Source organism: Curtobacterium sp. Csp2 (genome assembly GCF_013347165.1).
Genome location: NZ_CP054593.1, coordinates 2,797,403 through 2,809,534, shown reverse-complemented (window position 1 = coordinate 2,809,534; position 12,132 = coordinate 2,797,403). Strand labels below are relative to the sequence as shown.

At 72.5% G+C, this 12,132-nt stretch carries 14 protein-coding genes and 1 tRNA gene; 9 read left to right on the top strand and 6 right to left on the bottom strand.

Annotation, left to right across the window (positions count from 1 at the left end; all coding sequences use genetic code 11):
* From HUN59_RS13600 to HUN59_RS13590, 3 genes are all read right to left on the bottom strand, one after another.
* Positions 1 to 570: DUF6716 putative glycosyltransferase (locus HUN59_RS13600; RefSeq protein WP_217483554.1), on the bottom strand; the 570-nt coding region annotated here is incomplete at its 3' end.
* 51 nt (positions 571 to 621) lie between these two features.
* On the bottom strand, positions 622 to 1,494 hold the full coding sequence (locus tag HUN59_RS13595; RefSeq protein WP_058742749.1) for an N-acetylneuraminate synthase family protein: 873 nt from the start codon (positions 1,492 to 1,494) through the stop codon (positions 622 to 624).
* Positions 1,491 to 2,387, bottom strand: coding sequence for an acylneuraminate cytidylyltransferase family protein (locus HUN59_RS13590; protein WP_174778639.1), 897 nt, complete (start codon positions 2,385 to 2,387; stop codon positions 1,491 to 1,493). The genes HUN59_RS13595 and HUN59_RS13590 overlap by 4 nt, the downstream gene beginning before the upstream one ends.
* Positions 2,388 to 2,855: 468 nt before the next feature.
* Here HUN59_RS13590 and HUN59_RS13585 point away from each other — a divergent pair, with 468 nt between their 5' ends.
* Both HUN59_RS13585 and HUN59_RS13580 read left to right on the top strand, forming a co-directional pair.
* Positions 2,856 to 3,416, top strand: a complete 561-nt coding sequence (locus HUN59_RS13585; protein WP_174778638.1) for an AAA family ATPase — start codon at positions 2,856 to 2,858, stop codon at positions 3,414 to 3,416.
* A gap of 14 nt (positions 3,417 to 3,430) precedes the next feature.
* Positions 3,431 to 3,503 (top strand) — tRNA-Arg (locus HUN59_RS13580).
* A gap of 63 nt (positions 3,504 to 3,566) precedes the next feature.
* Here HUN59_RS13580 and HUN59_RS13575 read toward each other — a convergent pair.
* Complete coding sequence (locus HUN59_RS13575; protein ID WP_174778637.1) at positions 3,567 to 4,769, bottom strand: hypothetical protein; 1,203 nt, start codon at positions 4,767 to 4,769, stop codon at positions 3,567 to 3,569.
* A gap of 65 nt (positions 4,770 to 4,834) precedes the next feature.
* Positions 4,835 to 5,101, bottom strand: a complete 267-nt coding sequence (locus tag HUN59_RS13570; RefSeq protein ID WP_058742563.1) for a hypothetical protein — start codon at positions 5,099 to 5,101, stop codon at positions 4,835 to 4,837.
* Positions 5,102 to 5,271: 170 nt separating this feature from the next.
* On the opposite strand from HUN59_RS13570, the gene msrA reads away from it, so the two are divergent.
* The 5 genes from msrA (at position 5,272) to HUN59_RS13545 (ending at position 8,996) form a co-directional block, all read left to right on the top strand.
* Positions 5,272 to 5,799 carry a peptide-methionine (S)-S-oxide reductase MsrA gene (gene msrA / locus HUN59_RS13565; RefSeq protein WP_174778636.1) on the top strand — a complete coding sequence of 176 codons (528 nt, stop codon included), beginning with the start codon at positions 5,272 to 5,274 and terminating at the stop codon, positions 5,797 to 5,799.
* A gap of 37 nt (positions 5,800 to 5,836) precedes the next feature.
* Entirely contained in the window at positions 5,837 to 6,043 is a 207-nt protein-coding gene (locus HUN59_RS13560; protein ID WP_083520052.1) for a hypothetical protein, read from the top strand.
* 88 nt (positions 6,044 to 6,131) lie between these two features.
* Positions 6,132 to 6,761: a single-stranded DNA-binding protein gene (locus HUN59_RS13555; protein ID WP_174778635.1), complete on the top strand. Its 630-nt coding sequence runs from the start codon at positions 6,132 to 6,134 to the stop codon at positions 6,759 to 6,761.
* A 63-nt stretch (positions 6,762 to 6,824) separates the two neighbouring features.
* Positions 6,825 to 8,510 carry an energy-dependent translational throttle protein EttA gene (gene ettA / locus HUN59_RS13550; protein ID WP_058742559.1) on the top strand — a complete coding sequence of 562 codons (1,686 nt, stop codon included), beginning with the start codon at positions 6,825 to 6,827 and terminating at the stop codon, positions 8,508 to 8,510.
* Positions 8,511 to 8,540: 30 nt separating this feature from the next.
* Entirely contained in the window at positions 8,541 to 8,996 is a 456-nt protein-coding gene (locus tag HUN59_RS13545) for an acyl-CoA thioesterase (protein ID WP_174778633.1), read from the top strand.
* 236 nt (positions 8,997 to 9,232) lie between these two features.
* Here the strand turns inward: HUN59_RS13545 and HUN59_RS13540 are convergent, their stop codons facing one another.
* Positions 9,233 to 10,090: an acyl-CoA thioesterase gene (locus HUN59_RS13540; protein ID WP_058740438.1), complete on the bottom strand. Its 858-nt coding sequence runs from the start codon at positions 10,088 to 10,090 to the stop codon at positions 9,233 to 9,235.
* Positions 10,091 to 10,133: 43 nt separating this feature from the next.
* Between HUN59_RS13540 and HUN59_RS13535 the strand changes: the two genes are divergently transcribed.
* Together HUN59_RS13535 and HUN59_RS13530 are read left to right on the top strand one after the other, a co-directional pair.
* The gene (locus tag HUN59_RS13535; RefSeq protein WP_174778632.1) at positions 10,134 to 10,835 is read left to right on the top strand and encodes a hypothetical protein; all 702 of its coding nucleotides are present in this window, start codon (positions 10,134 to 10,136) and stop codon (positions 10,833 to 10,835) included.
* 127 nt (positions 10,836 to 10,962) lie between these two features.
* Positions 10,963 to 11,805, top strand: coding sequence for an NAD(P)H-binding protein (locus HUN59_RS13530; protein WP_174778631.1), 843 nt, complete (start codon positions 10,963 to 10,965; stop codon positions 11,803 to 11,805).
* Positions 11,806 to 12,132: the final 327 nt, after the last annotated feature.

Here is a 12,132-nt window from a genome sequence, read left to right as displayed (position 1 = left end):
GGGATCGAACCGTCGTTCGCCCTCGCGACGTTGCCCTTCGCCCGCTGACGCGAGGGCACGGTAGGCGCGGACCTCGCGGTGGCTGTGCAGCACGAACACGTCGGCCCGCGCGCGGAAGAAGACGCCCTTCCACTTCGCCGGGTACGAGATGCCGGGCAGCCCCGTCAGGAGCACCGGCCGCCGCGGGACCCGACGGACGACCTCGTCGACCAGGAGCTCCGCGACCGGGCCGATGCACGCCACCAGGACCGCGTCCGGCGGGTCCGCTCGCAGCCGGTCGACGAGTGCGTCGACCCCGAGGGGCGCCGGCGGTGCCGCTGCGAGGTGCTCGAGTCGGCCGTCCAGACCCCGGAACGCGGACCGGAGCTGCGCGGGGCTCGCCGACCTCGGGGTGTCGACGACGAGCAGCTCCAGCTGCCAGTGCGCGGGAGCGTCGGCGAGCAGGTGGGCGCCCCACTTCGCGAACGAGTCGGTGTCGACCAGGCCGACCACGCGTCGGACGCGGGGCCGGTCGGCGGACGGGAGGCGCGCCTCCAGTCCGTCGGTCGGCTCGCGACGTCCGTCGCTCACGCGCGCACCCCGCTCACCGGTCCCGCTGGCTCACGCGCCTGTCCTGCCGGCTCACGCGCCGACACGGCGGAGCTTGGCCATCGGCGCCTGCTCGCCCGGGAAGATCCTCTTGATCCCGTCGCCGAGCGCGGTCTCGATGATCCGGACGTCGCGGGCGAGCGTCTGCAGGCCGTGCGGCTCGAGCGAGGCGGCGTGGTCGGAGCCCCACATCGTGCGGTCGAGCGTGATGTGGCGCTCGACGGCCGTGGCGCCGAGCGCGACCGCGGCGAGCGAGATCTGCAGCCCCGGCTCGTGGCCGGAGTACCCGACCGGCACCCCCGCGTAGCGACCGGCGAGGGTGTCGATCATGCGGAGGTTTGCCTCCTCGGCGGGGAGCGGGTACGTCGACGTCGCGTGCATGAGGACCAGTCGCTCGGTGCCGAGGGCCTCGACGGCGCGGTCGATCTGCTCGAGCGTCGACATCCCGGTCGACAGGATGACCGGCTTGCCCGTCGCCGCGACGGCCGCGAGGAGCCCGAGGTCCGTCACCGAGGCCGAGGCGATCTTGTACGCCACGACGTTCAGGTCCTCGAGGAAGGCAACGCTCGGCTCGTCCCACGGCGACGCGAACCAGTCGAGGCCGCGGAGGGTCGCGTGGTCGCCGATCTCGATGTACTGCTCGCGGTCGAACTCGACGCGGTAGCGGTACTCCAGGTACGTCATCTCGCCCCACGGCGTGCTGCGTGGGGTCTGCTTCATGTGCTCGGGCGTCGAGATCGCCGGGGTGCGCTTCTGGAACTTGACGGCCTGCAGCCCGGCGTCCGCTGCGACGTCGATGAGCCGCTTCGCGATGTCGACGTCGCCGTTGTGGTTCAGGCCGATCTCGCCGATCAGGTACGCGGGGTGGCCGGCGCCGATGGTGGACGTGCCGATGGAGACGGTCATGGGGTTCCGTTCTGTTGGGACGGGTGCGGATCCGCGTTCGTGTGCGGCTTCAGGTTCGCGTTCGGGATCCGGTCGGTCGTGGCGGCGAGGGGCCAACGGGCGGTCCCGGACGCGGCTGCGGGCCGCGTCGTTGGGCGATCTGCGTCCGGGGTCGTCGGCTGGCCGGCCGGCCGGTCGAGGGTGTGGGCGAGCGAGGAGGCCAGGGCCAGGTCGGCCGGGTCGTCGACGTCGATCGCGCCGCGGGGATCCACGACCGCGAGCTCGACCCGACCGAAGAAGCGGTGTCGGTGCTCCCGGAAGCCCCGCGTGCGCAGGACGTAGAAGGCGCCGGTCTCGCGGTACTCGGGTTCCCGGTCCTGGCGGCGCGGTCGGACGGCGGCGTCGTGGTTGACCGCGACCGCCCGGCCCTGGGCGTCCGTGCGCCAGAGGAAGGCGTGCGAGGGAGCAGCGGCGAACACGACGTCCGCGTGGTCGTCGAGCACGCGGCGGATCGCGGCGTCCAGGTCGACCGGGTCGATGAACGGCGAGGTGGCCTGCAGGAAGACGAGGACCTCGGGGTCGTGGTGCTGGTCGTGCTCGTCGCGCCCGTCGTCGGTGCTCTCGGTGGCGAGGGCGTCGAGGGCGTGGAGCAGCGCCGACTCCGAGGTCGCCTCGTCACCCGCGAGCTCGGCTGGGCGGCGGACCACCATGGCACCGGCGGCTGTGGCCTCGGCGGCGATGGCGTCCCCGTCCGTCGACACCACCACGGTGTCGATGGTCTCCGTGCGGAGCGCTGCCTCGACGGCACGGCGGACGAGCGACCTCCCACCGACGGGCCGGAGGTTCTTCCCCGGGATGCCCTTCGAACCGGCGCGGGCGGGCACGACGGCCACGACGGTTCCGCTGGAGCGCATGCACCGGACGGTACGGAGGCGCGGTGTCCCTGAGACGAACGACAGGGAGACGGCCGGGGAACCCTCCGCGTCGCGGGCGCGGGCGCGGGGATCGCGAGCGGGCGGTATGTGTCCGAGAGGCCGTGCGGGACGAGCGAGTTCCGCCCGCTCGGTGCGACGGCTGACAGATGCCGGGTGGGAGAGCGCGAGCGGGCGGAACGCGCGCGGGCGGTGGCGAGGGGCGAGCGGGTTCCGCCCGTTCGGTGCGCGGGATGGCGGGCGCAGCGTCGGGGGAGCGCGAGCGGGCGGAACCAGTGGCCGGCCGCGCACTGGGGCCGCAGCTTCCGCCCGCTCGGTCCCGGGCCGGAGCGGGAAGTGCCGGGGGACGGCGGGCGCAGCGCCGGGGCAGCGCGAGCGGGCGGAACGTGCGCGGTCGACCGCGCAGGGCGAGCCGCTTCCGCCCGCTCGCCGCGGGGTTAGGGTCGGGGGATGCTCGGTGCCGACGACGTCCTCGTCCCGGAGCCCCGCCGCGTCCTGGTCGCCGGGACTACGGGCGTCGGCAAGACCACGACCGCCGGACGCATCGGACGCGCGCTCGGCATCCGGCACACCGAGATCGACTCGATCTACCACGGGCCGGACTGGACGCCGCGGGAGTCCTTCCTCGAGGAGGTCGAGGCGTACACCAGCGAGCCGACCTGGGTGACCGAGTGGCAGTACACGCTCGCCCGGGACATGCTCGCCGCCCGCGCGGACACCCTCGTCTGGATCGACCTCCCCGTCCCGGTCGCCCTGTGGCGGCTCGTGCGACGGACCCTCCGACGAAGACTCCGGCGCACACCCCTGTGGAACGGGAACATCGAGCCGCCGCTGTGGACGTTCTTCACCGATCCGGGCCACATCGTCCGGTGGGGGATCCGCGTGCGTCACGAGAGTCGGAAGCGGGTGCCCGCACTCGTCCACACCGCCCCGCACCTGCGGATCGTGCACCTCCGGACGCAGCGCGAGGTCGACCGGTTCGTGCAGCACCTCGCGGAGCGCCGAGGCTAGAATCGACGCCGTCCGCCTCCGTAGCTCAGTGGATAGAGCAGGTGGTTTCTACCCACCGTGCCGCGGGTTCGATTCCTGCCGGGGGCACCGACGACGAGAGGCCGCCATCCGTCGGGATGGCGGCCTCTCGCTGCGGACCGGTGGTGGGGGTCAGTCCTCGTCGTCAGCGGCGCGGCGTCGGAGCTCACTCGCGCTGATCGGCTGCGTGTAGGGCGACTCGTCCGTCTCGTCCGAGTCCGTCGGCTCGGCCGGGGCATCGGCGACGCGCGTCGGGATCGAGGTGGTGTTCGTCGTGGACGTCCCGTAGCCCGATGCGGTCGCGCGGTTCACGTGCGCGTCGGCTGCCGTGGGGGAGGCGATGCGCGGAGCCGAGGCGGGACGGACGTCGTCGGACAGGTCCCCGGCGCGGTCGTCGGCGCGATCGTCGACCGCGTCGTCGTCCGAGCGGTCGACCGAGGCTGCCGGTCGCTGCGGCACGTCGTTGCGCGACGCGACGGGCGAACCGAGTGCGGGACGGATCGGAGCACCGTCGAGCGGGGTGGTCTCACCCTCGCCGTAGGCACGCGTGGTGTTCGTGCCCTCGCTGCCGGAGCGCGCGGACCACGGCGCGGAGGTCGCTGCCGGTGCCGCTGCGGAAGCGGGTGCCGGTGCCTGAGCGGCGGACGAGGCGACGGGCGCGGCGGGGGAGGGCGTGCCTCCAGGCTGCTGGGGTGCCGGTCGCAGACCGGTCGTCGTCGGGGTCGGACGCTCGGCGGCCGGCGCCGGTGCCGGCGTGGACGGCCGGTCCTGCTCGCGGCGGTCCTGCTGGTCCGCGCTCCAGTCCTGCTGGCGGGCGATCAGCTCGGCGTCGGGATCCGGCGAGTCGAACTTCCAGCGCTCGAGGTCGGCCTTGAAGAGCTTCTTGGCGCGGTTCGGACGGGCCTGCCACTCGAGCATCCGGTCGCGGAACTCGGCGAGGGACTGGTCGGCCTGGAAACTGAACGTCGACGAGTTCTTCTTGATGTCGGCGATCTCGTGTTGCGCCCAGTTCGCCGCGAGGGGCGCACCGCTCACGGGGAGCAGCCGCAGTCGGATGTCGGCGTCCTCGGCGAGGTGGTCGGCGTACGACCGCTCATCGTGCCCGAGGGAACCCCACGTCGCCGCCTTGCGCGCCGCGGAGACGACACCAGCGACGGCCGCGTTCCGGCTCTCGCGCTCCTGCATCGCGACGACGCGCTTCGTCGCACCGCGGCCGATCAGCGCGGCGATGATGCCGGCCACGACGATGGCCACGAAGGGGATGATCGCGCCGGACAGCACACGCCACCCGTTGTCGGACGACGTCCAGTCGGTCAGCTCGTTCCACCAGTCCATGGGCGAACCCTACGCACGGAACAGCCCGGTCACGGGGAGGTGGCGCGGCGTTCCGCCGCTTCCGCTCAACCCCACCGGAGGCAGTCCACGGCGTCGTCGGCGGACCACACGTTCGGCAGCTCGACGAAGCGTCGTTCGGTCGCGACGTAGCGGCGTGCGCGGTACGCCGTCCCGCCGGCGACGTCCACCCGGTCGACGTAGCCGACGACCTCGCCGTTGGCGCGGGTGACGCGGCTCAGGTCGTCGCGGACGTCGAGCACCCGGAGGTCGCCGCGGCTGCGCGCGACGGGCGCGGTGCGGATGCGGAACGCGGGTTCGGTGGTGCGCTGCACGTGGTGCCTCCTGGTGGTCGGTCGCGGTGTGTGCGGGGAACGCTACGGACCGCCACCGACAGCCGCGCCGCGCCCGAGTTCCCTGGGGAACACTTCGGGCCCGGTGCGGGTTGTGGAGGAGGCAACCCGGATCGCGGCTCCCTCGGAGCCCAGGAAGGTAGGTTCCCCCCATGACGACGTTCGTGCTCGCAGGTGGATGTTTCTGGTGTCTCGACGCCGTGTACCGCACGCTCCAGGGCGTGCAGGACGTGGTCTCGGGCTACGTCGGCGGCGCGACGGAGAACCTGTCGTACGAGGCCGTCTGCACCGGTGCCACCGGCCACGCCGAGGCGGTCGCGGTGACGTTCGACGAGTCGGTCATCCCCGCGGACGTCATCCTCGACGTCTTCTTCACGCTCCACGACCCGCGCCAGCTGAACCGGCAGGGCGCCGACGTCGGCACCCAGTACCGCTCGGCGATGTTCCCGGCGGACGACGAGCAGCGCGCGCTGTTCGAGCAGGCGATCCAGCGTGCATCGGACATCTGGGACGGTGGCATCGTCACGACGATCGAGCCGCTGGGTACCTTCTACCGTGCGGAGGAGTACCACCAGGACTTCTTCGCGAAGAACCCCGGACAGGGCTACTGCATGGCGGTCGCACTGCCCAAGGTGAACAAGGTCCGCAAGGCCTACAGTCAGTACATCCTGGCGTCCTGAGACACGGGCGTCGGGGCCACGAGGAGGTGGTCGAACGATGATGGACAACACCGGGACCTGGGTGGCGGTCGGACCGGCCGGCGCGGTGGGCAGCATCCACCGCGCATCGGACGGGTTCCACGTCGAGCTCTACGGCCGGTCGGGATCCGGCGGGGGCACGTACCCGTCGCTGGAGTCCGCGAAGGGCGCGGTGCACGCGGCCCTCGGTCCGCTCGCGGACCGGCCGGAGTTCCGAGCGCACTGATCCAGTCGGGGCGTCGGTCCGGCGCATGGTCGCGACGGGCCGGACTGGAGGCACGGGGAGACTCGTCCTCCACAACCCACCTCTGCAGATGATCGGTCCACAGGACGAGCCCCGCCACCTCGTCACCGACACCGGCATCGCCATCACGAGCATGCGGCTCGCGTCCCCGTCCCGCCGGTGGGACCGCTCGAACTCCACGTGGACCAACGGCGCCACGAACTGGTACACGGTCACCGCGTTCCGCTCCCTCGCGGCGAACGTCCACAAGTCCCTGAAGAAGGGCGACCGCGTCGTCGTGACGGGCCGCGTCCGCATCCGGACGTGGGAACGCGACGGCCGAGGTGGTGCCTCCGTCGAGATCGACGCCGAGGGACTCGGCCACGACCTCGCGTGGGGCATCAGCAACTGGATCCGCGTGCCGCGGCACGCGAACGAGCACAGTGCGGCTCCGGGGACGTCGCCGACGATCGACCCGCAGACCGGAGAGGTCCACGGCGCCGACGACGGTGCCGGGACCGACGGTGCGCTCGCCGACGGCGGGCCCGTCCAGCGGGACGACCTGCCGGAGCCCGCCGAGGCGGCCCGGCACACGGAGGTCGCGCTCGAGGGGCAGTTCGCGCCGCCGGCGGTGCTGCCCGCTGACCTGGGCACCGGAGTCGACACGGCCGACGGCGCGGACCCCGACGACGTCGACGCAGCGGGGCGGGCAGCGGCGTGACCTGCCGGAGCGCCGTCATCCGGGGGCGCCGACGCGGCGGGGTGTCAGTAGACTGGGCGCGATATGGCTGAGTACATCTACCAGATGGTCCGCGCCCGCAAGTCGGTCGGCGACAAGCTGATCCTCGACGACGTCACGATGTCGTTCCTCCCCGGCGCCAAGATCGGCGTCGTGGGGCCGAACGGTGCGGGCAAGTCGACGATCCTCAAGATCATGGCGGGTCTCGACCAGCCGTCCAACGGCGAGGCGAAGCTGACCCCGGGCTTCACCGTCGGCATCCTCATGCAGGAGCCCGAGCTCGACGAGTCGAAGACCGTCCTCGAGAACGTGCAAGAGGGTGTGGGCGAGATCCACGGCAAGATCACGCGCTTCAACGAGATCTCCGCGCTGATGGCCGAGCCGGACGCCGACTTCGACGCGCTCCTCGCCGAGATGGGCACCCTGCAGGAGGAGATCGACGCCGCCGACGCGTGGGACCTCGACTCCCAGCTCGAGCAGGCCATGGCCGCGCTCCAGTGCCCCCCGGGGGACGAGCTCGTCACGCACCTGTCCGGCGGAGAGAAGCGCCGCGTCGCGCTCTGCAAGCTCCTGCTGCAGAAGCCCGACCTGCTCCTCCTCGACGAGCCCACCAACCACCTCGACGCCGAGTCCGTGCTCTGGCTCGAGCAGCACCTGCAGCAGTACCACGGTGCCGTCCTGGCCGTGACCCACGACCGGTACTTCCTCGACCACGTCGCGCAGTGGATCGCCGAGGTCGACCGCGGACGCCTGTACCCGTACGAGGGCAACTACTCGACCTACCTCGAGAAGAAGCGCGCTCGTCTCGAGGTCCAGGGCAAGAAGGACGCCAAGCTCGCGAAGCGTCTGTCCTCGGAGCTCGACTGGGTCCGCAGCAACCAGAAGGGCCGCCAGGCGAAGTCCAAGGCCCGCCTCGCCCGCTACGAGGAGATGGTGTCCGAGGCCGAGCGCACGCGGAAGCTCGACTTCGAGGAGATCGTCATCCCCGTGGGCCCGCGTCTGGGTTCGCAGGTCATCGACGCCGAGAAGCTGCACAAGCAGTTCGGTGAGCGCGTCATCATCGACGACCTGTCGTTCACGCTGCCCCGCAACGGCATCGTCGGCGTCATCGGCCCGAACGGCGTCGGCAAGACCACGCTGTTCAAGACGATCGTCGGTCTCGAGCCGCTCGACGCCGGCACGCTGAAGATCGGCGAGACGGTCGACATCTCGTACGTCGACCAGAGCCGCGGTGGCATCGACCCGAACAAGAACCTGTGGGAGGTCGTGTCCGACGGACTCGACTACATCCAGGTGGGCAAGACCGAGATCCCGTCCCGCGCCTACGTGTCGCAGTTCGGCTTCAAGGGTCCGGACCAGCAGAAGAAGGCCGGCGTGCTCTCGGGTGGTGAGCGCAACCGTCTGAACCTCGCGCTCACGCTCAAGCAGGGCGGCAACCTCCTGCTCCTCGACGAGCCGACCAACGACCTCGACGTCGAGACCCTCGGCAGCCTCGAGAACGCCCTGCTCGAGTACCCGGGCTGCGCCGTGGTGATCACCCACGACCGCTGGTTCCTCGACCGGATCGCGACCCACATCCTCGCGTGGGAGGGCCTGAACGAGGACGGCACGCCGAACTGGTACTGGTTCGAGGGCAACTTCGAGGCCTACGAGGAGAACAAGGTCGAGCGCCTCGGTGCCGACGCCGCGAAGCCCGGCCGAGCGACCTACCGCAAGCTCACGCGCGACTGACCCGTGGCGAGACTGCACGCTCCGATCCGCATGCGGTGGAGCGACATCGACGCGTACGGTCACGTGAACAACTCCGCGATGCTGCGCCTCCTGGAAGAGGCGCGCATCGTGGGGTTCTGGGGCCACGACCCCGCGGACGTGAACGGCGAGGGCGACCTGCCCGACCCGATCATCGACGGGCGCCCGGGATCGGGCACGATGACGGTGATCGCGGCACAGCGCCTCGAGTACCTCGCGTCGATCCCGTACCTGCGCCGACCGCTGGACGTGCAGATGTGGATCGGGCGGATCGGCGGCGCGAGCATCGACGTGTCGTACGAGGTCTGGTCGCCCGTCGGTGTCGAGCCCGCCGTCCTGTACACCCGTGCCACCACGGCGCTGGTGATGGTCGACGCCGCGACGAACCGGCCGCGACGCCTGACCACCGACGAGCGTGCCGCGTGTGAGCAGTTCGCCGAGCCGCCGGTCGAGTTCTCCCGGCCCTGACCCGGCGGGCCCGAACGGGTCGAGCCGGCCGAGCGCGGCCCTGCCGACCCCGGCCCCTAGCCCGCCCCGGCCGCTGCGGGCCCGGCTGGGCGGAGGCGCCTCCGCACAACCGGGAGCACACCGCGCCACGGCGATCCGCGGCGCGGTGTGCTTCCGGTTGTGCGAGCGCAGACGGCGCTGCGGCGCGGCACCGCGCGCCGCGCACCGCGCCCCGCGCCCCGCGCGAAGCGCATCCCTCACCGCGGGACGCGCATCATCCCCTCCTGCGCCACCGATGCCAGCAACCGCCCGTCCCGCGCGAACATCCGGCCGAACGCCAGTCCCCGCCCGCCCTGCGCACTCGGGGACTCCTGCACGTACAGCACCCAGTCATCGGCGCGACCGTCACGGTGCCACCACATCGCGTGGTCCAGGCTCGCGCTCTTCACCCCCGGCGTTCCCCAGGCCACCCCGTGCCGCCGCATGATCGGCTCCAGGATCGACATGTCGCTCGCGTAGCCCAGGACCGCCCGGTGCAGGGCCGGGTCGGCCGGCAGCGCCCCCTCCACCCGGAACCACACCGCCTGGTGCGGCACCCGCTCGCCCTGCACGTCGACGAACACCGGGCCCTCGACGTGCCGCAGGTCGATGGACCGCTCGGCCCAGGCCTGTGCGACGGGGTGGTCGATCGCGGACAGGATCGACGCCGCGGACGGCAGCGACTCCGGCTCGGGGACGTCGACGGGGAACGGGTCCTGGTGTTCGACGCCCTCGTCGGGGCGTTGGAACGAGGCGATCATCGAGAAGATCGGCACGCCCCGCTGGTACGCCTGCACGCGTCGGGTCGCGAAGGACCGGCCGTCGTGGATGCGCTCCACCCCGAAGGTGATCGGGACATCGATGTCGCCCGGGCGCAGGAAGTAGCCGTGCATCGAGTGGATGTCCCGGCCCTCGATCGTGGCCTGCGCGGCGACGATGCACTGCGCCAGGACCTGCCCGCCGAAGACCCGCCCGCCGGGGGACCAGTGGCTCGCCCCGGTCAGGATCGTCTCGCCCGTGCTCGCGCCGGTGTCCTGGAGGCGCAGGGTGCTGAGGAAGTCGGGTTCGCCGTTCACACCCGCAGTCTACGAACCGGCCCCCGGTAGGATCGGACCCGACATGGGCACCTCGTTCACGCTTCCCGACGCCGCCTCGCTCGGCGACCTCCGCACCTACCTCGGACGCGCTGCCCGCATCGAGGACGGGTCCGTCCGGCTCGTCGCCGACTCGGGCGTCCTCGCGGTGTACACGGCGATCCTCTACCCGCTCGGCCTGCTCGACGAGCTGCCGACGGTGCTCGGCCTCCGCACGTTCTCGCTCACCGAGCCCGCGACGATCGACGCCGTGGTGCCGCTCGCGTCGCTGCAGGAACGCCTCCGCCTGCTCGCGGAGCACCACGACGCTGAGCGCGCCGACGGAGCCGACCCGACCCGGGCCACCCCGATCGAGGTCGAGCTCCCGCACGAGGTGCACACCGTGACCTGGGCGGCGATCAGCCCGCCTCGCGGTGGGTGGGTGCCGCTGCCGGACGTCTCGCCGGAGCTCCTCCGCCGTGCTGCTCGGGACGGCATCGCCGAGGTCGCGGACGCCGTCCCGGCGAGTGCGGGCGAGGCGATCGTGCGCCGCATCCGGTCCGAGGTGTGGGGCCGTCCGGTGCCCGGGATCGAGCACCTGCCGGCCGGTGCGGGCTTCGCGGGGGAGAGCCTCGGGTTCCTCGGGCACGACCCCGTCCGGCTGTTCGAGACCGGACCGTGGAGCCGGCTCACGACCTCGCGCGGGCACGTCCTCGTGAAGCGCCGCGCCTGGTCCCTCGGCGTCTGACCCCGAACCGAAGCCGCCCAGCGCGGAGCGACGCCCGACCGACGACGCCGCCGCCGCGACCGTCTGCCTGAGCGGACCAGACCGCCACGTCCACCCCGCACCATGACACGCGTGGTTGGGTGACGGCATGCAGGTCTTCCTCACCGGCGCGTCCGGCTACATCGGCTCCTCCGTCCTCCGCGCCCTCGTCGCCCACGGGCACGAGGTCACGGCCCTCGTCCGCTCCGACCAGAAGGCGCAGGCCGTCCGGGACGCGGGCGGCCACGCGATCGTCGGCGACGTCACGGACACCGACGTCGTCCGCCGGCTCGCCCACGAGGCCGACGCGGTCGTGCACACGGCCTCGGCAGCGGACGTCGACCCGGACTTCACGGAGACCGTGACCGAGGCCCTCGCGGGGACCCCGAAGCCCTTCGTGCACACGGGCGGGATCTTCACGTTCGGGAACTCGACGGACATCTCGGAGCAGTCGCCGGTGGACCCGCCGGCCCTCACCGCGTGGCGCGCCCCGATCGAGGCACGCGTGCGGGCGAGCGCCGCGCGGACGACGATCGTCGCGCCCGGCATCGTCTACGGCCGCGGCGCCGGCATCCCGGCGATGTTCGTCGGCGACGGCGAGCACGAGGTCCGCCTGGTCGGCGACGGCTCCCAGCGCTGGACGACGGTGCACATCGACGACCTCGGCGAGCTGTACGTGCTCGCGGTGCACGCCGCCGAGCAGGACGGCTACGTGGTGGCTGCGTCCGGCGACAACCCGACGCTGCGCGAGGTGGCGGAGGCGGGCGCGCACGGCTCACCGGTCGTCGCGGAGAGCGTCGACGCGTCGCGCGAGCGCCTGGGGGCCGACTTCGCAGACGCCCTGCTGCTCCACCAGGAGGCCTCGGGCGCGCACGCGCGCGCCGACCTCGGCTGGCACCCAACGCGGCCGACCCTGGTCGAAGACCTGGCCGACGGGTCCTACGTCCGGTAGTCCGCACCACTCACAGCGGGGGGGGGGGCAGACGGACGGGAGGATCGTGGCGGGCCCGCCACGATCCTCCCGTCCGTCTCCTGGTCGCGTCGCCGACGTGAGCCGGTCCGCGGTCAGTCGAACGTGTTCGTCATCGCGTGGGCGGCGCGGGCGAGGTAGGCCCAGAGCTCGGCTTCGTCGAGGGGCGCGAGGGCGAGCGACTCCACCGCGTCGAGATCGGCGTGGACGGGGCGGGGACCGGGGTCCCCCGGCTCGTCGGCCGGGACCGCGGCGGGGCCGGGCCGGGCTCTTATCCCACTCTCCGCGCCCACGAGGCGCCTGGGCACC

What these genes read in the sequence shown, in the direction of transcription:
- HUN59_RS13595 (WP_058742749.1), bottom strand. Translation starts at nt 1,494, where the DNA reads ATGACCGTCTCCATCGGCACGTCCACCATCGGCGCCGGCCACCCCGCG.
- HUN59_RS13590 (WP_174778639.1), bottom strand. Translation starts at nt 2,387, where the DNA reads ATGCGCTCCAGCGGAACCGTCGTGGCCGTCGTGCCCGCCCGCGCCGGT.
- HUN59_RS13585 (WP_174778638.1), top strand. Translation starts at nt 2,856, where the DNA reads ATGCTCGGTGCCGACGACGTCCTCGTCCCGGAGCCCCGCCGCGTCCTG.
- HUN59_RS13575 (WP_174778637.1), bottom strand. Translation starts at nt 4,769, where the DNA reads ATGGACTGGTGGAACGAGCTGACCGACTGGACGTCGTCCGACAACGGG.
- msrA (WP_174778636.1), top strand. Translation starts at nt 5,272, where the DNA reads ATGACGACGTTCGTGCTCGCAGGTGGATGTTTCTGGTGTCTCGACGCC.
- HUN59_RS13560 (WP_083520052.1), top strand. Translation starts at nt 5,837, where the DNA reads ATGATGGACAACACCGGGACCTGGGTGGCGGTCGGACCGGCCGGCGCG.
- HUN59_RS13555 (WP_174778635.1), top strand. Translation starts at nt 6,132, where the DNA reads ATGATCGGTCCACAGGACGAGCCCCGCCACCTCGTCACCGACACCGGC.
- ettA (WP_058742559.1), top strand. Translation starts at nt 6,825, where the DNA reads ATGGCTGAGTACATCTACCAGATGGTCCGCGCCCGCAAGTCGGTCGGC.
- HUN59_RS13545 (WP_174778633.1), top strand. Translation starts at nt 8,541, where the DNA reads ATGCGGTGGAGCGACATCGACGCGTACGGTCACGTGAACAACTCCGCG.
- HUN59_RS13535 (WP_174778632.1), top strand. Translation starts at nt 10,134, where the DNA reads ATGGGCACCTCGTTCACGCTTCCCGACGCCGCCTCGCTCGGCGACCTC.
- HUN59_RS13530 (WP_174778631.1), top strand. Translation starts at nt 10,963, where the DNA reads ATGCAGGTCTTCCTCACCGGCGCGTCCGGCTACATCGGCTCCTCCGTC.